Annotated in this window: 23 protein-coding genes, 1 other RNA gene and 1 pseudogene; 11 read left to right on the plus strand and 14 right to left on the minus strand. The window is 44.9% G+C overall.

Translation table 11 applies throughout. The features are described from left to right. Positions 1 to 8: 8 nt before the first annotated feature. The gene (locus tag ACMYSN_RS20910) at positions 9 to 1586 is read right to left on the minus strand and encodes an arylsulfatase (protein ID WP_462496045.1); all 1578 of its coding nucleotides are present in this window, start codon (positions 1584 to 1586) and stop codon (positions 9 to 11) included. 382 nt (positions 1587 to 1968) lie between these two features. Here ACMYSN_RS20910 and ACMYSN_RS20915 point away from each other — a divergent pair, with 382 nt between their 5' ends. Continuing rightward, the gene (locus ACMYSN_RS20915; RefSeq protein WP_462496046.1) at positions 1969 to 2652 is read left to right on the plus strand and encodes a helix-turn-helix domain-containing protein; all 684 of its coding nucleotides are present in this window, start codon (positions 1969 to 1971) and stop codon (positions 2650 to 2652) included. A 541-nt stretch (positions 2653 to 3193) separates the two neighbouring features. On the opposite strand, the pseudogene ACMYSN_RS20920 reads toward ACMYSN_RS20915, so the two are convergent. After that, a pseudogene (locus ACMYSN_RS20920) lies at positions 3194 to 3598 on the minus strand (integrase arm-type DNA-binding domain-containing protein); the annotation flags it as partial. Positions 3599 to 4102: 504 nt separating this feature from the next. Between ACMYSN_RS20920 and ACMYSN_RS20925 the strand changes: the two are divergent. Then, the gene (locus tag ACMYSN_RS20925; RefSeq protein ID WP_023214634.1) at positions 4103 to 4306 is read left to right on the plus strand and encodes a helix-turn-helix transcriptional regulator; all 204 of its coding nucleotides are present in this window, start codon (positions 4103 to 4105) and stop codon (positions 4304 to 4306) included. A 910-nt stretch (positions 4307 to 5216) separates the two neighbouring features. Here ACMYSN_RS20925 and ACMYSN_RS20930 read toward each other — a convergent pair. The 3 genes from ACMYSN_RS20930 to mobQ all read right to left on the minus strand — a co-directional run bounded on the left by ACMYSN_RS20930 (position 5217) and on the right by mobQ (position 7798). Further along, positions 5217 to 5594, minus strand: coding sequence for a hypothetical protein (locus tag ACMYSN_RS20930; RefSeq protein ID WP_462496047.1), 378 nt, complete (start codon positions 5592 to 5594; stop codon positions 5217 to 5219). Between the two features lie 36 nt (positions 5595 to 5630). After that, complete coding sequence (locus tag ACMYSN_RS20935; RefSeq protein WP_079844914.1) at positions 5631 to 6125, minus strand: DUF4755 domain-containing protein; 495 nt, start codon at positions 6123 to 6125, stop codon at positions 5631 to 5633. A gap of 362 nt (positions 6126 to 6487) precedes the next feature. Next, complete coding sequence (mobQ, locus tag ACMYSN_RS20940; RefSeq protein WP_462496048.1) at positions 6488 to 7798, minus strand: MobQ family relaxase; 1311 nt, start codon at positions 7796 to 7798, stop codon at positions 6488 to 6490. Between the two features lie 340 nt (positions 7799 to 8138). Here mobQ and ACMYSN_RS20945 point away from each other — a divergent pair, with 340 nt between their 5' ends. From ACMYSN_RS20945 to ACMYSN_RS20970, 6 genes are read left to right on the plus strand one after another with little or no spacing between them, the layout of a single operon-like run. Continuing rightward, on the plus strand, positions 8139 to 8324 hold the full coding sequence (locus tag ACMYSN_RS20945) for a hypothetical protein (protein ID WP_131008765.1): 186 nt from the start codon (positions 8139 to 8141) through the stop codon (positions 8322 to 8324). Then, complete coding sequence (locus tag ACMYSN_RS20950) at positions 8321 to 8656, plus strand: DUF4017 family protein (protein WP_462496049.1); 336 nt, start codon at positions 8321 to 8323, stop codon at positions 8654 to 8656. The genes ACMYSN_RS20945 and ACMYSN_RS20950 overlap by 4 nt, the downstream gene beginning before the upstream one ends. Next, positions 8646 to 8987, plus strand: coding sequence for a hypothetical protein (locus ACMYSN_RS20955; RefSeq protein ID WP_131008763.1), 342 nt, complete (start codon positions 8646 to 8648; stop codon positions 8985 to 8987). Before ACMYSN_RS20950 ends, ACMYSN_RS20955 begins: the two co-directional genes overlap by 11 nt. Further along, the gene (locus ACMYSN_RS20960) at positions 8980 to 9390 is read left to right on the plus strand and encodes a hypothetical protein (RefSeq protein ID WP_462496050.1); all 411 of its coding nucleotides are present in this window, start codon (positions 8980 to 8982) and stop codon (positions 9388 to 9390) included. The genes ACMYSN_RS20955 and ACMYSN_RS20960 overlap by 8 nt, the downstream gene beginning before the upstream one ends. Then, entirely contained in the window at positions 9387 to 9623 is a 237-nt protein-coding gene (locus tag ACMYSN_RS20965; RefSeq protein WP_462496051.1) for a hypothetical protein, read from the plus strand. The genes ACMYSN_RS20960 and ACMYSN_RS20965 overlap by 4 nt, the downstream gene beginning before the upstream one ends. Before the next feature lies 1 nt (position 9624). Further along, positions 9625 to 10089 carry a hypothetical protein gene (locus ACMYSN_RS20970; RefSeq protein ID WP_462496052.1) on the plus strand — a complete coding sequence of 155 codons (465 nt, stop codon included), beginning with the start codon at positions 9625 to 9627 and terminating at the stop codon, positions 10087 to 10089. Between the two features lie 201 nt (positions 10090 to 10290). Here the strand turns inward: ACMYSN_RS20970 and ACMYSN_RS20975 are convergent, their stop codons facing one another. From ACMYSN_RS20975 to smpB, 4 genes are all read right to left on the minus strand, one after another. Further along, the gene (locus tag ACMYSN_RS20975; protein WP_462496053.1) at positions 10291 to 12030 is read right to left on the minus strand and encodes an LA2681 family HEPN domain-containing protein; all 1740 of its coding nucleotides are present in this window, start codon (positions 12028 to 12030) and stop codon (positions 10291 to 10293) included. Between the two features lie 82 nt (positions 12031 to 12112). Beyond that, entirely contained in the window at positions 12113 to 13333 is a 1221-nt protein-coding gene (locus ACMYSN_RS20980) for an integrase (protein ID WP_462496054.1), read from the minus strand. 167 nt (positions 13334 to 13500) lie between these two features. Then, positions 13501 to 13864, minus strand: a transfer-messenger RNA (tmRNA) gene (ssrA, locus tag ACMYSN_RS20985). A 143-nt stretch (positions 13865 to 14007) separates the two neighbouring features. Next, positions 14008 to 14490 (minus strand): SsrA-binding protein SmpB, encoded by a 483-nt coding sequence (gene smpB / locus ACMYSN_RS20990; protein WP_123756903.1) that lies wholly within the window; start codon positions 14488 to 14490, stop codon positions 14008 to 14010. Positions 14491 to 14642: 152 nt separating this feature from the next. On the opposite strand from smpB, the gene ACMYSN_RS20995 reads away from it, so the two are divergent. After that, the gene (locus ACMYSN_RS20995) at positions 14643 to 15080 is read left to right on the plus strand and encodes an SRPBCC family protein (RefSeq protein WP_462496055.1); all 438 of its coding nucleotides are present in this window, start codon (positions 14643 to 14645) and stop codon (positions 15078 to 15080) included. Beyond that, positions 15070 to 15360 carry an RnfH family protein gene (locus tag ACMYSN_RS21000; protein ID WP_462496056.1) on the plus strand — a complete coding sequence of 97 codons (291 nt, stop codon included), beginning with the start codon at positions 15070 to 15072 and terminating at the stop codon, positions 15358 to 15360. The genes ACMYSN_RS20995 and ACMYSN_RS21000 overlap by 11 nt, the downstream gene beginning before the upstream one ends. A 72-nt stretch (positions 15361 to 15432) precedes the next feature. Here the strand turns inward: ACMYSN_RS21000 and bamE are convergent, their stop codons facing one another. The 3 genes from bamE to nadK form a co-directional block, all read right to left on the minus strand. Next, positions 15433 to 15774: an outer membrane protein assembly factor BamE gene (gene bamE / locus ACMYSN_RS21005; RefSeq protein WP_123756906.1), complete on the minus strand. Its 342-nt coding sequence runs from the start codon at positions 15772 to 15774 to the stop codon at positions 15433 to 15435. A gap of 147 nt (positions 15775 to 15921) precedes the next feature. Then, complete coding sequence (gene recN / locus ACMYSN_RS21010) at positions 15922 to 17583, minus strand: DNA repair protein RecN (protein ID WP_123756907.1); 1662 nt, start codon at positions 17581 to 17583, stop codon at positions 15922 to 15924. Positions 17584 to 17669: 86 nt separating this feature from the next. Next, entirely contained in the window at positions 17670 to 18548 is an 879-nt protein-coding gene (gene nadK, locus ACMYSN_RS21015; protein WP_123756908.1) for an NAD(+) kinase, read from the minus strand. A 124-nt stretch (positions 18549 to 18672) separates the two neighbouring features. On the opposite strand from nadK, the gene grpE reads away from it, so the two are divergent. Continuing rightward, positions 18673 to 19263 (plus strand): nucleotide exchange factor GrpE, encoded by a 591-nt coding sequence (grpE, locus tag ACMYSN_RS21020; RefSeq protein WP_148060401.1) that lies wholly within the window; start codon positions 18673 to 18675, stop codon positions 19261 to 19263. Between the two features lie 118 nt (positions 19264 to 19381). Here the strand turns inward: grpE and ACMYSN_RS21025 are convergent, their stop codons facing one another. Together ACMYSN_RS21025 and ACMYSN_RS21030 are read right to left on the minus strand one after the other, a co-directional pair. Further along, positions 19382 to 20668: an HlyC/CorC family transporter gene (locus ACMYSN_RS21025; protein WP_462498305.1), complete on the minus strand. Its 1287-nt coding sequence runs from the start codon at positions 20666 to 20668 to the stop codon at positions 19382 to 19384. Positions 20669 to 20743: 75 nt separating this feature from the next. Continuing rightward, entirely contained in the window at positions 20744 to 21535 is a 792-nt protein-coding gene (locus ACMYSN_RS21030) for a cytochrome C assembly family protein (RefSeq protein WP_462496057.1), read from the minus strand. Positions 21536 to 21571: the final 36 nt, after the last annotated feature.

A 21571-nucleotide genomic window follows, 5' to 3' on the forward strand; every position in this document is an offset into this window, starting at 1 on the left:
ACGACACATTATTTGTTGACGCTAGAACCCTGCTCCAGCATAGCGGAGGCATCAGAAACGGTGAATGAACCCGGTTTCTGGCGTGGAGGGAACTCTTTGAAGGTCTCCAGCATTTTCTTCGCTTCAGCAGACGCGCCGCCCATCAGGAACAGACGATCGTAGAACCAGGACTGATAGCCCATACCTTTGTCGGCTTTCTCTAACGGATCGACATCCAGATCGAAGATCAGCGGTACACGCAGTTTGGTGAACGGATATTTCCACAGATCCAGGCCTTCATGTTCCTGGATCATGAAGTGGATTTTCCAGCGACCCATACGCATTGCCAGCAGATCGCCGTCATCACTCCAGTAGAAGAATTCGTTACGCTGGTTCTTGGCTTTACCCTGGAGGAAGTCGAGTTGGTTGTAACCATCCAGGTGAACCTTGTAGGTGATGGATGGGGTTTTGTAACCTTTCAGCAGTTCCTGTTTGATGTTCGGGTCGCCCGCTGCAGCAACCAGCGTTGGGAACCAGTCATTGGAACCGAACATGCCGTTAATCACGGTGCCTGGCTTGATATGGCCCGGCCAGCGAACCATGGCAGGTACGCGGAAGCCACCTTCCCAGCCGGTGTTCTTCTCGCCGCGGAACGGGGTTTCGCCGGCATCAGGCCAGGTGGCGGTCATTGGGCCGTTATCGGTGGTGTATAGCACGATGGTGTTGTCTTCGATGCCCAGATCTTTAATTTTCTGCAGCACTTCGCCAATCATTTTATCGTGTTCAACCATGCCATCTGCATAATCACCCAGACCAGTCACACCTTTGCTGGCGTCTTTCAGGTGGGTTTTGTTGTGCATGCGGGTGGTGTTGAACCAGGTAAAGAACGGTTTACCCGCTTTAACCTGACGTTCCATAAAGTCGTTGTTGGCCGCCAGCGTTTCTTCGTCGACGGTACCCATACGCTTGATGTTCAGAGGACCGGTATCCTCAATCTTGCCGTCCGCGGTGCTCTTAATGACGCCGCGCGGGCCAAACTGCTTACGGAACGCTGGGTCTTTCGGATAATCCGGGTTTTCTGGCTCTTCTTCAGCGTTCAGGTGATACAGGTTGCCGAGGAACTCATCGAAACCGTGGGCGGTAGGCAGGAACTCATCGCGGTCACCGAGGTGGTTTTTACCAAACTGACCGGTGGCATAACCCAGTTGCTTCAGGATGTTAGCAATCGTCGGGTCTTCTTTCTGCAGGCCCTGCGGCGCACCTGGCATACCGACTTTACTCATCCCGGTACGGAACGGCATCTGGCCGGTAATGAAGGAAGAACGGCCAGCCGTAGAACTCTGCTCAGCGTAGTAAGAGGTGAATTTTGCACCTTCAGAGGCCAGCTTATCGATGTTCGGGGTTTGATACCCCATCGTGCCGCCGTTGTAGGTACTGATGTTCCAGTAACCGATGTCATCGCCAAAAATCACGACGATGTTGGGCTTGGCATTATCTTGTTTGGGTGAGTCGGTCGCTGGCGCTGCATAAGCAGACGTTACGGCACCTGAAGCCAGCGTGAGCATACTGGCCAGCATCGTGCGTTTAAACGGGACATTTTTTGGCATTGGCAAGGTTCCTTCGACGGTAAAACAGATGACGTATAGAAAACGGCTTGTAGTATTTGATGTTGCAAATGTTATGATTTAGTTACATTACATATAGACTATCAATGAGTTACTCACCACGTGTCCGATCATGAATTTTTTACAATGTGATACGAATTCTAAATTTCGTCGTTGATGATGTAATTTGCAGAATGGTGCAACTGCAATCAGAACATGAAAGTGTGAAGCGAACTCTAATGCGAAGGTATGATATTAACCAGACCACAGTCCGTTTACGGATTCAGTATTTATTTTGGACCTGTGCGAACGCGCCAGCGCTGTGCTTTCAATCGAAGAAAAGTGGTGTTAACCTGCGGGTAGTATATATAAGAGGCACCGTAAAATGAAAATAAAGTACTCTGCCATTATTTCTGAGTATAAAAAAATCATTACTCAGGATGAGTCGATTATTAAATCCGTCGCGACGCCAGAAAATACCCGGATAATTAAAAGCGGTGAGATTTTCAGAATTGAAAACGGCGAGATTATTGTCGTACTGAGCGGGGTGCTGGCGATCAACATGCAGCAGCCTACGTTTCCGGAGCATGAGAGCATCACGGTGGCTCATGAAGAACCTTTCCGCGTCGGAAAAGCCGTACGGGGCATGGTTATCGGGCTGGTGGAGTCGTTTGGTTCATCTGTCTCCCTGCAGTACGTCGCCAAGCAGGACAGCAAAATTGCGACCCTGCGCTATGATGATTTTGTCGAGATGTTTACTCAAAAAGAGCAGTTTAGCTACCTGATTAAAATGACCGGATTTACCCTGGTGATGCTGCTGGATTCTTATAATGAACGTAATTTTAGTAATCGTTATAATGTGATTCGTTCCATGATCTACCGTTATAAAATTCAACAGGATGAAGGTATTTTACATGACGACAGCCTGGCTGGGTTTATTCTGAAACGCACCAAAATATCGCGCAGTTATTTATTCCAGATTCTCGCGGACCTGAAAGATGGCGGCTATATTGATGTGCGTAACGGAAAGCTGGATTCGATTTTAAAAGAGCTGCCAGAGAAGTACTAAAGTTTACTGACTTAGCTCCGTGGTTGCGGGATGAACCAACGGTTTTTTCTGTTCCTTTTGCTATTGTTACCCATTTCATAATGGGTGAGCCTGATTTAGAAGTGTGGGAATCGCTACGTGATTACTTTGGTATCCTGATCAACACTCTTATCTGCGTTCCAGTGCTTAGTGTGATCGTTACCGCTTACAACGTAATTACACACAGAGCTGATCAGTCAGGGCTTACGAAACAGTGGGCGGTATCCACTTTAAGACGGTTTGCTAAAATATTCGGTTTTACCTTCCTGTTTTGGGTGTTATTCCGCTTTCTGCCATTTCAATCAGTCTTCCCCGATGGCAAAACGTATTCGACTTTCATTACAGCGGCAATCATGGGCTTTAACCTGTTACTAACGATTGCTTGCTACTGGTTCATCACGAAGAAAATCACAACCAAAAGGAGTTTGTAGAATGCCTATTCCCGCTTATATGTGGCTGGACTGACCCCACAACAGTAGACATTTCCTGTCCTCATGACGGGGTCAGTCCAATTGCTGGAAAAATCAAGTGAGCGCCAGATATCGTCGGCATAGTCTTCTGTTACGCTGGCTTTCTTCACATTCCACCAACGCTCGGCAACTAACAGGAAAGTGTTGGTTTTTGCCTCTTGAGAATTTCTTACCTGTTCTTTCTGATGTTCCTGCGGATCAATGTCTTTCGCCAGTAAAACTCGAGATTCAGCTCTGAGTTTACGCGCATCAGAAAGTGAGACGGCAGGATAGGCGCCGAAGCTCTGTTTGGTTCGCTGCTTGGTCAGAGGGCGATAGTAACGGAACTGCCAGAGCTTACTACCGCTGGCCTTGATTAGCAGAGTAAGCCCGTCGCCGTCATACAGCTGGTAATCGGCATCTTTAGGTTTGGCGGCTTTGATTTCCGTATCGGTTAACGGCTTGGTTTTTCTTGCCATGGGGAGTCTCCATGCGTTTAAGCCCAACGAAAACAATAGAGCTTTTCGTTGGGCCTATCAATGGGCCTAAAAGGTTCGGATTTAATTAGTTATCTTCGGACTTCGCGGGACAAATTGAGGGCACAAAAAAGCCCGCAGGGCTTGCGCCGTGCGGGCTCTTAGGACTTCATCGGATGACTCTGGTAATCACCGATGGAGAATTTTGGTGCTGGCGTCCCTGTAATACATCCTTTAATGCTCTGATTATTAAATGTATAAATGATTTGTATTTTACAATAAGGTGCAATAGAGGGATAAAAAAAGTATTGTGGCTAAAAATCAGTCACATTTTAAATGTCATGATTAGCGGTGAGGAGTTGAACTCATGAGTTCAACTTCCGAAGGGTTGAATGACTGTCAATGTAAAATAGTCAACTAAAAAAGCACTTTTTGCTAAAAAAGTTGTTGATCGTCATAAGCGATATTCGAATAATAGCTTCTGTCGAAAAACAATGGGAGAGATAGATGAAAGAAAAAAACAACTTTATACGTTTACCTGAAGTTCTGGAAAGAACAGGATTTTGTAAAGCTTGGATTTATCGTTTGATTAGTCGTAACGAATTCCCTTCACCTATAAAAATCGGTGATCGTGCCATCGGGTTCGTCGAAAGTGAAATAGATGCGTGGATTGATGAGAAGATTTATTTCTCAAGGAATAAAGCCGCCTGAATGTTATTACAAGTTTTTTGATTTATTCCTGACGGGATTAGTCATTAAAAGTAGAAAACCTCTCAAAATCGCGTATAGAGCGTTTTAGAGCCACATATGAAAAATATTATTTATTTAAAATAAAAGACTGGTTTTTGAACTGGTCTTTTTGTTTTTTATCTAATCGCGTTTTTAAAATATTTTTGATTTTATCTATTGACTGATGTTATGAATGGATTTATATAATATAAAGATACGAAAAATTAAAAACTCTTCGCCGACTTTTAACTTACGTTAAATACCACTTCCAGAAGATTTTAATCTTTAATAAAGCAATAACGCTAATCCTGTGTATCGGGTATAAGAATGAAGGTTCCTCAAGTGTTTGGCAATTCTTATGTTATTGTGGCAGTGCCGGATGACGCGTAGCTGCCAACCTGAATCGCACAATCTAAAAAATTTCAGACGGTAGTATAAGCTCTTTAGTAAAACGAGAGTTGTTTGAAAGTTTCATGTTTTGTGTTTGCGCGGGTCGTGGGGGAAATATCAGGATGGAAATGTTCTGAATATTTTCAAGGCGCAATGAGCATCTCCTATCTCTCTATTTCAGCCTTTTGGCGTGGGGGGTAGGGGGGGAATGCTTAAAGAAAAACTATTTCCTCCTTCGGAGGAAAACTACTACGGCTGAAAGCCGCCCCCGCTAAAACACAAACCCCAAAACCTTAAAACCAAAAACTTTTAAATTAATTAATTAGTACTACTAGTACAAATTTTTTTAATAAAAATAAAATCCAAGATAAAAAATATAAAAGTAAAGTGCCATTTCATGAAGCACTAATAGAAATATAAGTAATGTCAGATCATGGAGAAAATATAAAAGAAGTCGGATTACGCCAACTTCTTTTTTAGATAAAATGGTATTGGATTTAGATTAATCTAACAACCCGCGAGAAGTTTTACTTGCCGTTTGTCTAAAGGTATAGCGTTCAACAACATCACCTTTAAACCAGATCTCAAGATCTTTCATGTGCGCTGTGCTGCTGTTTTTTAATAATGCTAATCCCGGTATGTAATTTGAAATCTGAGATTCACCGGACATAACGGAATACCCCCACATTTCTTTACCATCGTTAGTTTCTTTAGTTTGAGGCTCCCCATAAAAACGAAGGATATCTTGTTGAGTAGTTTTACCATTGATAATCTTAGAGGCTATTGTCTCCTGTGTGTCGTCTTTAATAGATTTGTTTCCATAAACGGTACAACTCGCCAAAGGAAGAATAATAAATGCTGCCGTAATCAATCTTTTCATATCAACTCCAAATATAAATATTAAAACACAACAAGGTTATAAAACGTATTTATTAAAAATGAGAAGCCAGCGATCGCAGATCTCCTGATTGGTCGATGATGTTTTGTTTTTCATTGGTAGATTGATTTTCCATGAAGGATTTTTTATATCATCTGTCAGTATAAAAATACCGGAACGCTGGTTAGCTAACATTTGTTCATTACTGTTAGCTCCAGCGGACTTTATCATAGAGTTTAGATTATTACCTGTGCTATAAATTTTTCCGGCTTCGGATAGCGTATAATTTATTTCCCTGATGTTGCCGTATTCGAAAGTGCTATCTTTATCTGCATTGAAAATACGTACTGTGCGTTTTTTAGTATTAATGACTATACCGGTGTTTTGGCATTCATATGAGAGAATATCACCATCTAACATCTCTGTGTAAGTATTGAGATGCCTTCTTTTCTTAGGGCCAAAGTAAAAAAACTGGCAGAGAATCAGGATAAAAATCACTGCCCAAAAAAGAAAAATAATGTTTTCGGTTTTCATAAAATTTCATTCCTCATAGAGCGATAGTTTTTAGCTTAATCATGAAGATACCAAGGTGATTCGCCCGGCCTTCCACGCTCCGAGCATACCATGAGGAGGGCTACTCTCAAGTAAAATGATCGTTATTGCAGATCAATAATTTAATATTGATAGGTTTTAACGATTAAAATTGATTTATCGATCGGTGTATCAATTGCTTTAATCGATCGATATATGGTTTGTGATAGTTAAAAGCTATCATTTTATTGATTTTGATCGATATAAACGATACGACGTCAGGTGAAAATAAACCAATACTATCAATTGGTTAAATTAAATATAACGCTGAGTCATTCATTGTGGATAAAAAATGAGCAAAATACTTAGCGCTGTATTGGTCGGTTTCTTCTGTTCTCATATGCTTCACGTTCTTCATTAAATCTCTGTTCAGTTAATGATATTGTTTGTTTAGCTGTATGAAATTTATTTTTAAACTCACTTTTTGACTGTGTTTTGTTATCTTGAGAAAGTTCAGGAACGGCAGTGCCACCCATCAGATAAGCTTTTTTCTTAGCTGCGGCTTCTTTATTTTCTAAATCCTCTAACTCTTCTTTTTGTGCTTCTGTTAAGTGTAGGTTCTTATCTATTTTCTCATCTATCAAATTAATATTTGATGTTGAACCTGTAGCTGCTGCTGAACTGCTTTTATTATTGTTTTTAGTATCTTTAGACGTAGGGGATTTGTTTTCATTATCAGCATTAAGATCTGCTTTATCTTCCTTATTGAGTTTAAATTGAAGATATTCGCCAACTCCGCCGAGTTTATTTTGTGGGTTGTTTTCATTGCCTCCCTGTGTAGCAACTGGTAAAGATGCGGCAGAGGAGGAAGCAGGAGCCAGCGGCGAGGGCTTAAGCTGTTTCTGTTCAATGTGGTTAAGTGCTTTTGCCTCTTGTGATACTTTCACTTCTTGTAGCACGTCAAATCTTGCTTGTCGCTCTGGATTGCGGCTATGGCCTCTATGGATAGTCGGCGGTCTGTCTAAGCTGATAGTCTGCGCCTCTTGCTCAACCGTTCTGAGAGGGGGGAGGATAGCGTCAAGCTCTGCTTTTTGTTCTTTCAGTGAACGATGATCAATACGCGCATCGATGCCAGCCTTTTGCATGTGCTCGTTCGCTGTGTCTGCCCAGCTCTTGCGCCATTCTTGTAGCTGCTCTTTGCTGTTCCATTCTCTGACCTTTTGCCCGAACCCTGCACCGTCAGGAGTAAGGCGGCGAGTGGTTAGCATTACGTGGAAATGTGGGTTGTCGCTATCGAGCTTGTGAAAAGCTATATCAGCTATCATTCCATTTTTTACAAAATGCTCTTGGCAAAAATCTATTGCTAACGTCTTTTTTTGTTCGTCTGTCATTTCGATAGGAAGCGCAATATTAAACTCGCGTGCTAACTGCGCATCTTTTCTTTTTTCGCTTTTTTCTATCGTGTTCCATAAATATCCAGTCTTTAAAAAATTACGGTCTGCGCTTTCAGGTATTAATATCACACTGTCTGAAATGCCTTTCTTTTTGCTGTAGTCGTGGATCTCTCCTGTGTGTTCGTCCGTTAACTTTTCGCCGTGGCGATAAGCTGACGCAGCGACGCTACTATGCCCCTTACTGCGTGTTATTGTTTGAGCGCTCATATGAAATATTGCCATTGTTTCTATCTCCTGATATTGAAAGCACATACTTTTTAAAACAAGCAAAATATATTTGCTTTTTTAAAAATCGATTAAGTAATATTGAGCATAAAGCTAATATTACTTTTTATTTTTATGCGTTAGTAAATCCCCATTTATGGGGCGCGCACATTCGAAGAATGTATAAGTGCGCTATTGTAGTTTTTAGCAAAACTAAAATAGCCGCTATACGTAAACCTTTTATCTATAAAATCGCGCTCTGTACATGAAAATATATATATCGCGCTTTACTTAAATAAATAAATATATTACTTAAAAAATATATAACAGAAAAACGTAAAAATAAAAGAGGTGGAATATGAATGATATTGATAAAAAAATAGAAGTGGCAGCGTCTGAACTTGTTAGATTGATTATTAAAAAACTACAAGATGAAAATACGGATGTTATATGTAGAACGAGCTTATTTATAACTTACAATCTTTTTTCTCATGAAAGCGATTTTACTGTTGTTTATGACACGCTAGGGGGAGAACTGGAATGATTGGAAATTATAACAATGATTACGACTATGATGATAATGAGTATTTAAATGATGACACTATAGAAATCCCTTTGAGCTGTGAAGATGACGAATATAGAGAGAATTATTTAAGAGAACAAGAGCAAGAACAAAAATCTGTTTTACAGAAAATGATTGAGTATAAAAATGAAAATACGCTGTTTGGCCATGTATACGAAATGTCCGGCGTTTTTGGTTTTACTGTTGTTTTATTGTTAGGGTTTATTTTTACTCTGCCGATTTTGTTTATAGCTGGATTGATTTCGTTTTTTATTACATTGAAAGAAAAGAGGAGTTCAAAAAATGGCGTTTAATATAGAAAAATATAATAAAGTAAAAAAAGAGCTTGAGCAAAGAGCAAACTTACTGAATAGAATGGAGCAAGAAATGAAGGCAGAGGAAAGGAAGAAAGAGGCGGCACGTAAAATAAAAGTTGGCGCTGAACTAATAAGAATAGTTAGAGAGAATAACATCGAGACATTAGATTTTGCGAATGACATTTCTTTGTTAGTAGGATCGTTAACTAATAATCTAATACTGAAAAGAATACACGATCAGCGTGAGTTCTTAAAAGCTGAAGGCGATAAAAGATTGAATGAATGGAAGCTAAAAAACAACAAGAAAAGGAGTAAAGCAGATGAATAATTTAAGACCTAACACGAACCCTCGAAAAGAGGGAACGGCGGATATGATGAACCGCTTAAACTTCTATGGTACGTCTTTTACTTGCTTACATTTTTTAATGATAGATTTTGATAATGACATGCAAGAAATGAAAAGAAAAAAAGATTTTCACCCGCTCCAGCTTTTAAACAAGCACGATAGAGCAAGTTTAGATTTAGAGATATTAAATATTATTAGAATATCACTTGCTAGCAAAATGTTAGATATTCAAAGTGAAGAACTATTGAGCGCTGATTTATATTTTAATAAAAAAGATGAGTTAGACATGGGGGAGGATGCGAGAATAATAGGTTTTGTGTTTAGAGACTTTGTAAAACAAAGAATAGAAACAGCGATTAAAGCTATTGAGGAGAAAAATATATGAATATATTAGGTTTAATAGCAAAAGCAAAACCTGCGGTAGACGATGGCGGCGGTAGTCTCATTCCTGCCGCGATGGGTTTTTTTATTTGTGCTTTTTTAGTTGCTATCATTTCCTCTGTTGTTTCTAGTGCTTTTCGTTCTGCTAAAAATTCAGCAGACGTGAGTATAAACAATGCAAAAAAATATCACATAGCACTAATAAAAGAGCAGTATAGAAAGAAAGGCGGGGGCTGATATGTTTTATTTAATATGTATGGTTTTTATGGTCATATTTTTTATTGCTTGTATGTTGTCGGTTATATATGCGTCTGAAATATATCAGTGGCAGCATTATAACAGCTATAAGTTTAAGCAATGGTTAAAAAATGGGAGTATAAAAAAAGATGCGCATGAAGAAAAAATAAAAAAGGAAGTGAAAAAAATGACTATAGATTATATATTAAAACTTCTTAAAAAATACAATATAGATTTTGATGCTAACGAGTTTGTAAAGGCAAGTTTTAACATTAAGATGAAATACTACAAGTTAATATTAAATGAAAAGGAGAGGCTGAAAGAAAATAAAATATTAGATGAAGCAGTTAAACAAAAAATAAAAATAGAAACTGACACATTTGACGCTGAAAAATTTCAAAAAGAAGCTGATGAACGTTATAAGTTATTCATGGAACGCCGCAATCTCTCCAATAGAGAAAAATAACAACTCCTATATTTAGGACGTCAAGAAGAATGGCGGGGGTTCCCTTTTAAGGGTTCCGCTATTGTTCTTGATGACACATAGATAAAGAATTTTTATGGGTGGGTGATTCACGTAGTGAAACACTCCACCTATTATACCTTTTTATCACGGCCCTACATGAAAAAGCATATGTATAGATCTGCTGAAATGTTCTTAGTACAATCATAAATTATGCTTGAGTGGTACTTCTCTTTGCATGTAAATACCGTCGTTTGGGCGTTTTCGCTCTTCAAAATGGATAGCTAATGATAGATACATTATTGAGTTACGAGCTAAGCCAATGAGTTGCATAATTCTTGATTCGAATTGGCTTATTGGCACTAAAAGACAATGTGATGATAGTTTTTCTTTTTCATGGATTTTTGCTTTTAAGTCTGAATGCTTAGTATTTAGTTTGTTAATCTTTTCTTTAAGCTGTTTAGATAAATGAGGGTCATTGTCTTCATTTGTTTTTTTTATCTTTAATTCAATTTCTCTAATTTCATCTGGTATCGTATTGACCTCTCTTTGCAATTTTGTAAATTCTTCATCATTGTAAGTATTATGTGATGTTGCGAGTTCATAGCCAAAATCATCAACAATTTTCAATGAACGATGTTCCATAGCATTTCTGATTTCAGCAAATGCTACAGCATTTGGATCTAACCATTTTGATACTGAATCAGAGCTACCAACTTTGCGGATATCTTTTAATATATAGAATAAAGCATGGATAAAAGGATTATCACTATCCTTAAGTTTTTTATGGGGCTTCCATTCACTATTCTTGCCTGTGAAGTCGCGAAATAAATTGTCGATGCTTATTTTTCTGTCATGCTTTAAGTCATTTAAATCAAAAAAATGGCTAATTAGGTATGCTATTTTGTCAAAAAGTGAATATATTATTCTGAATGCTGATTTGTATTGGGCAACCTTTAAATTGTTAATTGAGTAAGTCATATCTTCAACGTGTTGAAAAGTTGAGTTGAATATATGAGGCGCATCGTCCGGTATATCCTTTGAGGAGTATATTAAATACCGCGCATAGCAGTAATCATTTTTTAATTCATCATAATTACCATGGTATGATAATTCTTCATGCATTGTAAGCGCACCATTAAGAGATTGGATAAATGATGGTAATGAAAAAATATCTTGGTAAGTAATCTGGTAATCGCAAACATCATTTAAATCATTAAGGAAAAGCTTGTTTTTTGCACACCATTCAAAATACTTTTTCTGTTTTATTGATGTGAGTTTTTCAGTGTATTTCATGAAATAATCGAAAGATGATATCTCAAAATTATCCTCAAACCATTTTTGGAAATTGTGTAATCGCCCCCCATCTTCAAGTGATTCTTTTTGTTCTGGATATTGTTTTTTGAAATTATCGAGTCCCTTTTTTAATAGATTATAAGCAATGAAATAATGATATTCAGAATGTCCTTCATCGTATAGTGAATTGCCAAGAAATAATTCATTATTGGCTTTTGATATAATTGCTACGGGATTGTTATCTATAGAAATAGCTTTGTCATAGTGAGGGATACAGCATAGTGCTCTTCCCTGCGATGAAAGACGGTTAGCTAAATTTGTCTCAATCATAGATCTAAGACTATCATATGCATGAATGTTATTTACGTGTTCCTGCCAGTTTGCTTTAGGGAGAGTATGTATGGCTTTTCTGTAGAAGATGACCGATTTCATCAAATCATCTGAATACCACTCTGTTTTACGTGTTTCATAGAGTTTGGAATAACAATTTCCTAGACAGTAGAGATAATGGGCTTCGTACAAGGGGTGAGAAAAGGTGAAATCCTGTTTTGTATAACTTTCGACTAACGCAGCTAAAGAAGCGTGATCACATGTAATGATGTATTGATCCGCAAGTTTACTGAACTCCTCAAGTTCATCTTTTACCATTAACAAGGGAACTCCTTAAATATTGATAATTATTAATTGCCGAACTTCGATATTAAAAGATAGTATACATTTCTGTGTGTTATCATGCGGCAATAGACTTATATTTTTGTATTTGGACGTAATCACTCCACCATTGCATTAACTCGGCACGCTCGGCTAAATATTCTGCACGGTTGTATGCCGCAATGATTTCATCTTTTTTAGAGTGAGCGAGGGCTGCTTCAAGAACTTCTGTTCTGAACTTACTGGATTCCTCGGCGGCAGTTCTGGCAATAGAACGCATACCATGTGCCACCATTTCACCGCCAAAACCCATGCGGATTATCGCTGCGTTAGCTGTTTGCTCGTGCATATGGCTAAGAGGAGCTTTGATGCTGGGGAAAACCCACTCACGATGACCGCTGATTGGTTTCATGGATTCAAGAATACGCATAGCTTCCTTACTCAATGGAACCTTGTGGGGCCGTTTCATCTTCATGAACTCAGCGGGGATGTTCCAGAATCGGTTCTCTTCGTCGATGTCAGTCCAACGCGCCCGAACGGCTTCACCGGGCCGAACCCAAGTCAATAACTGCCACTCGATAAGCATACGTGTTTCTAAACGTATAGAAGCGTTTGCTAATGCTGATATGAAACGTGGTAGCTCACTTGGGGGGAGGGCTGGCATATTTTGCTTCTTTGGCTTGCTGAAACGCTGTGTAAGGTTATCTGCAGGGTTGAACTCAATAAGCTCTTCTGTGGCCGCATAACGGAAAATTTCGTTCAGTCGTGAAATTATACGGCGTAGAGTTTCAAGGACACCTCTTTGCTCGATAGGGTCAAGATGTTGTTTCAACATCTTAGGGCGGATCTCTTTAATAGGAATATCCCCCAAAGTTGGAAAGATGTTTCGTTCAAGGCTACGCCAGATATCCTTAGCATGATCTTGCGATATGCCTGATGTTTTAATTTTTTCATCAAGCCACTTTTTCGCCACTGTTTGGAATGTGTGTTCAGTTGCATCTTTGAGCGCTTGAGCTTTTTGCTCATTGTGGGATTGGGGATCGATGCCCTGTGCAAGCAAAGAGAGGTATTCATCCCGTAGCGCTCTTGCTTGAGCAAGTGTCAGGTAGGGATAGAACCCAAGACTCATTTTGGCCCGTTTCTTGGTTAAAGGAACGGTATAGCCGAGGTGCCAGATTTTTTTGCCACTTGGTTTGATACGCAGGAACAAGCCATCTCCATCCCATAGCGTGAACTCTTTCTCTGTGGGCTTGGCCTTTTTGATCTCTGTGTCAGTGAGTTTTGTTGCTACCTTCGGCATTTTTGCTCCCTCGTTTTTACTCCCTCATCGACGAGGGATAATAGGAGGGTGCCATAAGGAGTGGTTTCTAGCAATTCTCAGTAGACTTCACTGGACATGAAAAAGGCCGCAAACCCTTGTGGAATGCGGCCTTAGTAGACTTTAGTAGACGTCATTTTACTAAAAATTGGTGGAGCTGGCGGGAGTTGAACCCGCGTCCGAAATTCCTACATCCTCGGTACTACATGCTTAGTCAGTCTTTACATTCGCCTGGCACCTGCGGATTGACACGCCACTACCAGACTAGCCTGATTAGTTTTAACGCTTCAACCCCAGGCAGGATTTCCACGCGATCTCTTTTGGGTTTGACCTCTCTTGAATCCCCGTCTTAAGAGCGGAAGCTAGGGAGAGAGGGCTCAGAGCAGGTTATTAAGCTGCTAAAGCGTAGTTTTCGTCGTTTGCGACTATTTTTTTGCGGCTTTTTACGAGGCCAACCGCCCCTCGGCATGCACCTTGGGTTTCGCAAATCCCGTCGAATCCAGAATCAGCCCCAATGTGTTACGGCAAGTATAACAGATTAGTGAATACGGTTACCAGTACTGCGTAGGATGATTATTGCGGGGGAGTGGGCAAAAAAGCAGCATCAACAACAATATAGCGCAGAAGGGCCAGCTGAGCTGGCCCTGAGGAGGGGATTAGCGGCCCGCGTGTTTCATAATGCGCGCTTTATCCAGCGCCCACTCACGATCTTTGAGGTCGGTACGCTTATCGTGCTGTTTTTTACCTTTCGCGACGCCGATTTTCACTTTGCACCAGGCGTTCTTCCAGTACAGCGACAGGGCTACGACGGTATAACCTTCACGGTTGATACGGCCATACAGGTTATCCAGCTCGCGCTGATTGAGCAGCAGCTTACGGGTACGGGTTGGATCGCACACGTAGTGGGTGGAGGCTACGGCCATCGGCGTAAAGTTTGCGCCGAACAGGTAGGCCTCTCCATCTTTCAGGATAACGTAGCTGTCGCCGATGTTGGCTTTGCCGGCGCGCAGAGATTTAACTTCCCACCCTTGCAGAGCAAGACCAGCCTCGTATTCATCTTCGATAAAGTATTCATGGCGGGCGCGTTTATTCAGCGCAATGGTGGCTGATCCAGGTTTGTGGGCTTTTTTCTTGGTCATAATGTCCTGAAGTCATTGCTAAACGGGAACACAGTACCTCAATCCATCCTGCGAGGTGTAATGCGCTATCTTAGCACGAGTTGCAGCACAGCGTTTTTTTTAGCGCCAGATAAATGATATTATTTGCGCCGTGTTTAAATGTGGAACTTGCTATGCCTCAGATTAGCCGTACTGCGCTGGTGCCTTTCAGCGTGGAACAGATGTATCAACTCGTGAATGACGTGAAGTCCTATCCTGATTTCTTGCCTGGCTGCACCGGGAGCCGCGTGCTGGAATCTGGGCCGACGCAAATGATGGCGGCGGTTGATGTGTCCAAGGCAGGCATCAGTAAGACGTTCACCACTCGCAACACGCTCACCAGCAACCACAGTATTTTGATGAGCCTGGTCGATGGCCCGTTTAAAAAACTGATTGGTGGCTGGAATTTTATCCCGTTAAGCCCGGATGCCTGCAAAATTGAGTTTCACCTCGATTTTGAATTCACCAATATGCTGATCGAGATGGCATTTGGCCGCATCTTTAAAGAGCTGGCGATAAACATGGTGCAGGCATTTACCGCCCGGGCCAAAGAGGTTTATCGTGTTGGCTAAAATTGTGGTTGAAGTTGCCTATGCGCTGCCGGAAAAACAGTATTTGCAAAGCGTGAAGCTGGAAGAGGGGGCGACCGTCGAGCAGGCGATTCAGGCCAGCGGTCTGCTGACGCTACGCGACGATATCGATCTGACTAAAAACAAGGTCGGGATATACAGCCGTCCCGCTAAGCTGAATGATGCGGTGCATGATGGGGATCGGGTAGAGATCTACCGCCCACTAATTGCGGACCCGAAAGAACTGCGACGCCAGCGCGCGAAAAAAAACGCCGACAAGTAACGGCCGTAACCGTGGTGATAAAAAAAGCGCTCAATGAGCGCTTTTTGCATTTCTGGTCCGATGCTGACTCGATTACTCGTTGGTCAGTGCCGGTTTGTTATCGATGTTGGTTAACACACCGCTGCTGTCGAACGTCAGCGTCAATGTCTGCTGGGTAATTTTTTCATGCCCAGGCTGCTGACGGAAAACATAGAACCAGGTGTTGGTGCCAAACGGATCCGACATCATTGGGGTACCCAGCGCATAAGCAACCTGTTGTTGCGTCATGCCGACACGAATTTTTGCTACGTCGTTGGGTGCCAGATAGTTACCCTGGTTGATATCAGGACGGTAAACCACTCGTTCCAGAGTGGAACAGCCTGCGGTCAACATGAGAAGAACCGCTGCGGCAGCAGTCAGCGTTTTACAGCGCATAGTGATTTTATTCCTTTTCGGGCCCGAGCAGTACGTGGCTCATCTGTAATATGCCGATAATAATAGACCTTTGCCCGGTTGGAAACCTTCGACTGCAGGTCTTGCGGCAATTTGCTGTTCACTATGACTCTGCGAAATTCAAAAAGTTTACGCGGCGAGCAACTCTTTCGCATTAGCGAGGGTGTTGCGCGTGACCTCGCTACCGCCCAGCAGGCGGGCCAACTCCTGCAGTCGCGCCCGCTTATCTAGCGGATGCATATGCGTTTCCGTCATTTCGCCATCGGTCTCTTTGCAGACATAGAAATGATGGTGGCCACATCCGGCGACCTGCGGCAGGTGAGTCACACACATTACCTGAGTGGATTCGCCTAGCTGACGCAGCAGTTTACCGACCACCGCTGCCGTCGGGCCGCTAATGCCGACATCGACCTCATCGAAAATCAGGGCCGGGGTTTCCATCTTACGGGCGGTAATGACCTGGATTGATAACGCGATACGCGAGAGTTCGCCGCCGGAGGCCACTTTCGCAATCGGCTGCAGCGGTTGTCCCGGGTTGGTGGTGACGCGGAACTCAATGCGGTCAGCCCCTTCGGCGGTAAGATGACGCTCATCGAAGGCAACATCGATGGCAAACACCCCGTGAGGCATGGAAAGTGAGTGCATACTTTCAGTAATCAGCTGTGTTAGCTCTTCGGCACTGCGTTGACGCAGGTCGTGCAGCTGGCGGGCGGTCTCCAGCGCCAACTGATGATGCTCGACGACGCTATGGCTCAGGGATTCCAGCGAGCCGGCGCTATCGTCCAGCAGGCGCTGCTCTTCCAGTAGGGCCTGATAAAATGCCGGGAGCTCTTCCGGGGTGATCTGATGCTTACGCGCCAGGGCAATCTGGCGGGAGATGCGTTGCTCCAGCTCGAACAGGCGGTTCGGGTCGAGATCCAGACGGTCGTTATAGTGGCGCAGTTCGTCGGTGGCTTCGCTGAGCTGAATGGCCGCTTCTTCGAGCATGTCCAGCACGCCGGAGAGTTTGCTGTCCATGCCGGCGAGTTCGGTCACCAGCTGTCTGGCAGTGTAGAGCTGGCTTTGCAGGTTAGCTTCTTCGCTGTCGGCGAGTACCGTCAGCGCATGCTGGCAGGTGGTCAGCAGCTGGCCGCTGTTGGCCAGACGCTTATACTCTTCGTCGATTTGTTCGTACTCACCCGCTAGTGGGTTGAACTCATTGAGCTCTTTTAACTGGTATTGCAGCAGGTCGGCCCGCGCGGCGCGCTCCTGGCTTTGTTGCTGATGTTGCGCCAGCTCGCGGCAGCTCTGGTGCCACTGATGGTAATGCTCAGCCATACGCTGAGTAAGCGCATACTCACAGGTGTAACCATCGAGCAGCGCTTTTTGATGTTCGGGCCGGGTCAGCCGCTGGTGTGCATGCTGGCCGTGAATCTGGATAAGCAGCTGACCGAGTTCGCGCAGCTGAGAGAGCGGGACGGCGGTGCCGTTAATAAAGCCCCGGGAGCGGCCGTCAGTGCTGATGACGCGGCGGAGTAAACACTCACACCCGCTTTCCAGCTGGTTCTCTTCCAGCCAGCGCTGGGCCGCCGGTGTGTCTTTCAAGGCGAAGCGGGCGCAAAGGTCTGCACGGCTGGCGCCTCGTCGCACCATGTCTGCTTCTGCTCTTCCGCCAAGGCACAGCCCCAGCGCATCAATGGCGATAGATTTCCCGGCACCGGTTTCCCCGGTGATCGCGGTCATGCCGCTGTGAAAATCAATTTCCAGTTCACGAACGATAGCAAAATTACTGATGGTGAGTTGCGCCAGCATAGCAGCCTTCCTGTATGAAAAACCATTACTGTGTTTTCGTACAGTATAGACTGGTTTTTTATCCAGTAAAGAGGCGGCAGTAAAAATCAGAACAATTTTTTAGACCAGCCGAGTTTGGTACTCAATGTATTGAAATAGCTGTAATCTTTGGGATGAATCAGATTCAGATGATAATCGCAGCGATGGATCAGTACGTCTTCGCCGTCCTGAATCGGCAGCGCTATCTGGCTGTCACAGCTGATCTCCAGATCGCTGCAGCGCTGAGAGAAACGCAGGCGGATAGTGCTGTCGCCGTTAATCACCAGCGGGCGAGCCGATAGCGTATGCGGGAACATCGGGACCAGGGTGATGGCGTCCAGTGATGGCGTCAGAATCGGGCCGCCGGCGGACAGCGAGTAGGCGGTAGAGCCCGTTGGGGTGGAGATAATCAGGCCGTCGGAGCGTTGGGAGAAGGCAAACACCTCATCAATGTAGACCTCAAACTCAATCATATGCGCGACTTTGCCTGGGTGCAGAACCACTTCATTAATTGCGGTGCTGATGCGTTTCTGACAGTCTTGCTGGCACACCTGCGCTTCCAGTAAAAAGCGTTTTTCGGAGATGTAGTGGCCTTCCAGTACGTCCGCGAGCTGCTGCAGGGCGTTATCCGGATCAAGGTCGGTCAGAAAGCCGAGATTGCCGCGGTTAATGCCGATGACGTTGATATCGTAACGCGCCAGGGTCCGCGCCGCGCCGAGCATATTGCCGTCGCCGCCGACCACTACCGCCAGATCTGCCTGCTGACCAATTTCGGCCAACGTGCCGGTTTTGACATTGCTAAGCTGAAGTTCATGAGCGATCTGTTGTTCGACCAGGACCTCGTATCCTTTGCTGCATAACCAGCGCCAGAGCATTTCATGTGTGGTCAGCGCGGTTGGGTGACGAGGATGTCCCACAATGCCTATACACTTGAAATGATTCTTCATGTTCTGGATGTCCTTGCGTTAAATGAATGATGACAATCTGACGGCTTCCCTTGAAACCCGGAAACGGATCCCCATAATAAGCGAAGTTAGCGAGATGAATGCGAAAAAAAACGCGGAGAAATTCATGAGTAGTAAAGAACAGAAAACGCCTGACGGGCAAGCCCCGGAAGAAATTATCACGGAACAGCACGAGAGCGTTGAGGCTGTTGAGCCTGAAGTTTCGGCTGAGCAGGTGGATCCGCGCGATGAAACAATTGCGAATCTGGAAGCACAGCTTGCTGAAGCACAGAAACGTGAACTGGAAGTGAAACTGCGCGCGAAAGCCGATGAAGATAACCTGCGTCGTCGTACCGAACTGGATATCGAAAAAGCGCACAAATTTGCGCTTGAGAAGTTCGTCAACGAACTGCTGCCGGTTATCGACAGTCTGGATCGCGCACTGGAAGTGGCGGACAAAGCCAACCCTGACATGGCCTCTATGGTCGAGGGTATCGAGCTGACGCTGAAGTCGATGCTGGATGTTGTACGCAAATTCGGCGTGGAAGTGATTGCCGATACCAACGTACCGCTGGATCCTAACGTCCATCAGGCCATTGCGATGGTTGAGTCTGACGATGTGGCTGCGGGCAACGTGCTGGGCGTGATGCAAAAAGGCTATACCCTGAACGGTCGTACCATTCGCGCGGCGATGGTCACCGTGGCAAAAGCGAAGTAATTCGCTTCCAAACGGCCGCCATCCGGTGGCCGTTTTTCTCTTTCTCTTATCTTCTGCCCGTTTCCGGGGCAAAAAAAACGGCGAACCCCAGGCCCGCCGTATCTGATGTATCGGATGATTACTCGGCGACGCTTTCGCGAATCGGTTTGACCGGTATGACCTTAACCTGCTTAATCATGTTGTCCTGAACGTCGAGAATATCGATATCGTATTGCTCGATGCGCACGCGCGTGCCGGGAACCGGGATCTCTTCCAGCGCTTCCAGAATAATACCGTTAACCGTCCGCGCTTCATCTTCCGGCAGGTGCCAGTTAAAGGCTTTGTTGATTTCACGAACGTTGGCGCTGCCGTCGATAATCACCGAGCCGTCGGTTAGCGGCGTCACTTCTTCCGCCAGCGTAGGCGACATCGAGGTGGTGAAATCGCCGACGATCTCTTCGAGAATGTCTTCTACCGTTACCAGGCCCTGGATATCGCCATACTCATCGACCACCAGGCCGACTTTCTTCTTATTCCGCTGGAACTTCACCAGCTGTGTGCTGAGCGGCGTGCCTTCCGGGACGTAATAGATTTCATCGGCGGCGCGCAGCATCACCTCTTTGGTGAACTCTTTTTTCTCGGTCATCAGGCGGTAAGCTTCGCGCACGCGCAGCATGCTGATGGCGTCATCCAGCGAGCCGCGATACAGCACAATGCGCCCGTGTGGGGAGTGGGTCAGCTGGCGAACGATGGCTTTCCAGTCGTCGTTAATATCAATCCCGATGATTTCATTGCGCGGAACCATGATGTCGTCAACGCTGACCTTTTCGAGATCCAGCACCGACAGCAGCATGTCCTGGTTGCGGCGGGAGATCTGGGTTCGCGACTCGTTCACGATGGTGCGCAGCTCATCTTTGCTCAGCGCGCCGCTGACGATGATATCGGTTTTGATGCCCATCATGCGCATCAGCAGGCGGGTGATGGTGTTAAGAAACCACACCAGTGGCATCATCAGCACCTGTAACGGTGCCAGCAAGAAACTGCTGGGGTAGGCCACTTTTTCCGGATACAGCGCGGCGATGGTCTTCGGCAGGACTTCGGCAAAAACCAGCACCACAAAGGTCAGCACGCCGGTGGCAATTGCCACCCCGGCATCGCCATACAGGCGCATACCGACAATCGTCCCGAGTGCGGAGGCGAGGATGTTGACGAGGTTATTGCCGATCAGCACCAGGCTGATTAAGCGGTCAGGTTTACGTAGCAGTTTTTCGACTCGCTTCGCCTGGCGGTTGCCCTGTTTGGCCATGTGGCGCAGACGATAGCGGTTCAGCGTCATCATGCCGGTCTCTGAACCAGAGAAGTAGGCGGAGATGATCACCATGATGATCAATGTGACGATCAGCGTGGTGGTAGATATGTGTTCCAGGGGGGACTCCTTAGCGCCTGGCCCGGTAGGCTATTTGTCTCGATGATGCCTGCCGGGCCAGGCTTGTAGTCTGGGTTAACTCATTAACTGTTGCAGCACGCGGCTGCCGAAGTAGGCCAGCGTCAGCAGTCCGGCACCGGCGACGTTAAACCAGACGACCCGGCGACCGCGCCAGCCTTCATGGTAATGTCCCCACAGCAGTACGATATAGACGAACCACGCCACGATCGACAGGACGGCTTTATCGATGTTTTCCGTGCTGAACAGATTCTGCATGTAGAACAGGCCGGTGCAGAGCGTCAGGGTCAGCAGGACCACGCCAACCTGGGTTATATGAAACATTTTACGCTCAATACTCATCAGCGGTGGCATTTCATGGCTGAAAACGAGCTTTTTGTTTTTCAGTTGATAGTCAATCCATGCCAGCTGCAGCGCATACAGCGCGGCAATGATCAGCGTCGCGTAAGAGAACAGCGACAGGCCGATATGCACCAGCATCCCCGGCGTGGTTTCGAGGTGGGTGATGTATTCGTTGGGAACGAAGGTGGCGAAAGCCAGATTAATCAGCGCAAACGCATAGACGATGGGCAGCAGCAGCCAGCCACGGTTGCGCGAAGCAACGATGGTCATCACCGTACAGATCATCAGGCTCACCAGCGAGCCGACGTTAAGCAGGCTGAGATTTTGCCCGCTCTCGCCGCCGGGGAAAATGCGTGACTCCAGCGCAAAAGCATGACAAATCAATGCAATTGTTGCTGAAAGTATCGCCATCCGCCGCCAGCTGCTGTTTTTTTGCAGTAAGCCGGGGACGATCAGCGCAAGGCTGATGGAATAGGCGACAAGCGCGAGTAGAGCAAAAACAGGCATATGGGCGTCGACTGTTGACTAAATAAGTAAGAAAGA

It is taken from the genome of Klebsiella sp. R445, assembly GCF_051131755.1.
GTDB classification, from domain to species: Bacteria; Pseudomonadota; Gammaproteobacteria; order Enterobacterales; family Enterobacteriaceae; genus Klebsiella; species Klebsiella lignicola.

Bases quoted from the DNA above. Each gene is read 5' to 3' on its own strand.
- ACMYSN_RS20980 (WP_462496054.1), bottom strand. From the start codon at position 13,333: ATGCCGAAGGTAGCAACAAAACTCACTGACACAGAGATCAAAAAGGCC.
- recN (WP_123756907.1), bottom strand. From the start codon at position 17,583: ATGCTGGCGCAACTCACCATCAGTAATTTTGCTATCGTTCGTGAACTG.
- ACMYSN_RS20995 (WP_462496055.1), top strand. From the start codon at position 14,643: ATGCCTCAGATTAGCCGTACTGCGCTGGTGCCTTTCAGCGTGGAACAG.
- grpE (WP_148060401.1), top strand. From the start codon at position 18,673: ATGAGTAGTAAAGAACAGAAAACGCCTGACGGGCAAGCCCCGGAAGAA.
- ACMYSN_RS20955 (WP_131008763.1), top strand. From the start codon at position 8,646: ATGGCGTTTAATATAGAAAAATATAATAAAGTAAAAAAAGAGCTTGAG.
- ACMYSN_RS21030 (WP_462496057.1), bottom strand. From the start codon at position 21,535: ATGCCTGTTTTTGCTCTACTCGCGCTTGTCGCCTATTCCATCAGCCTT.
- ACMYSN_RS20935 (WP_079844914.1), bottom strand. From the start codon at position 6,125: ATGAAAACCGAAAACATTATTTTTCTTTTTTGGGCAGTGATTTTTATC.
- ACMYSN_RS20910 (WP_462496045.1), bottom strand. From the start codon at position 1,586: ATGCCAAAAAATGTCCCGTTTAAACGCACGATGCTGGCCAGTATGCTC.
- ACMYSN_RS20965 (WP_462496051.1), top strand. From the start codon at position 9,387: ATGAATATATTAGGTTTAATAGCAAAAGCAAAACCTGCGGTAGACGAT.
- ACMYSN_RS20975 (WP_462496053.1), bottom strand. From the start codon at position 12,030: ATGGTAAAAGATGAACTTGAGGAGTTCAGTAAACTTGCGGATCAATAC.
- ACMYSN_RS20915 (WP_462496046.1), top strand. From the start codon at position 1,969: ATGAAAATAAAGTACTCTGCCATTATTTCTGAGTATAAAAAAATCATT.
- ACMYSN_RS20945 (WP_131008765.1), top strand. From the start codon at position 8,139: ATGAATGATATTGATAAAAAAATAGAAGTGGCAGCGTCTGAACTTGTT.
- ACMYSN_RS20960 (WP_462496050.1), top strand. From the start codon at position 8,980: ATGAATAATTTAAGACCTAACACGAACCCTCGAAAAGAGGGAACGGCG.
- ACMYSN_RS20925 (WP_023214634.1), top strand. From the start codon at position 4,103: ATGAAAGAAAAAAACAACTTTATACGTTTACCTGAAGTTCTGGAAAGA.
- nadK (WP_123756908.1), bottom strand. From the start codon at position 18,548: ATGAAGAATCATTTCAAGTGTATAGGCATTGTGGGACATCCTCGTCAC.
- smpB (WP_123756903.1), bottom strand. From the start codon at position 14,490: ATGACCAAGAAAAAAGCCCACAAACCTGGATCAGCCACCATTGCGCTG.
- ACMYSN_RS20950 (WP_462496049.1), top strand. From the start codon at position 8,321: ATGATTGGAAATTATAACAATGATTACGACTATGATGATAATGAGTAT.
- bamE (WP_123756906.1), bottom strand. From the start codon at position 15,774: ATGCGCTGTAAAACGCTGACTGCTGCCGCAGCGGTTCTTCTCATGTTG.
- ACMYSN_RS20970 (WP_462496052.1), top strand. From the start codon at position 9,625: ATGTTTTATTTAATATGTATGGTTTTTATGGTCATATTTTTTATTGCT.
- mobQ (WP_462496048.1), bottom strand. From the start codon at position 7,798: ATGGCAATATTTCATATGAGCGCTCAAACAATAACACGCAGTAAGGGG.
- ACMYSN_RS20930 (WP_462496047.1), bottom strand. From the start codon at position 5,594: ATGAAAAGATTGATTACGGCAGCATTTATTATTCTTCCTTTGGCGAGT.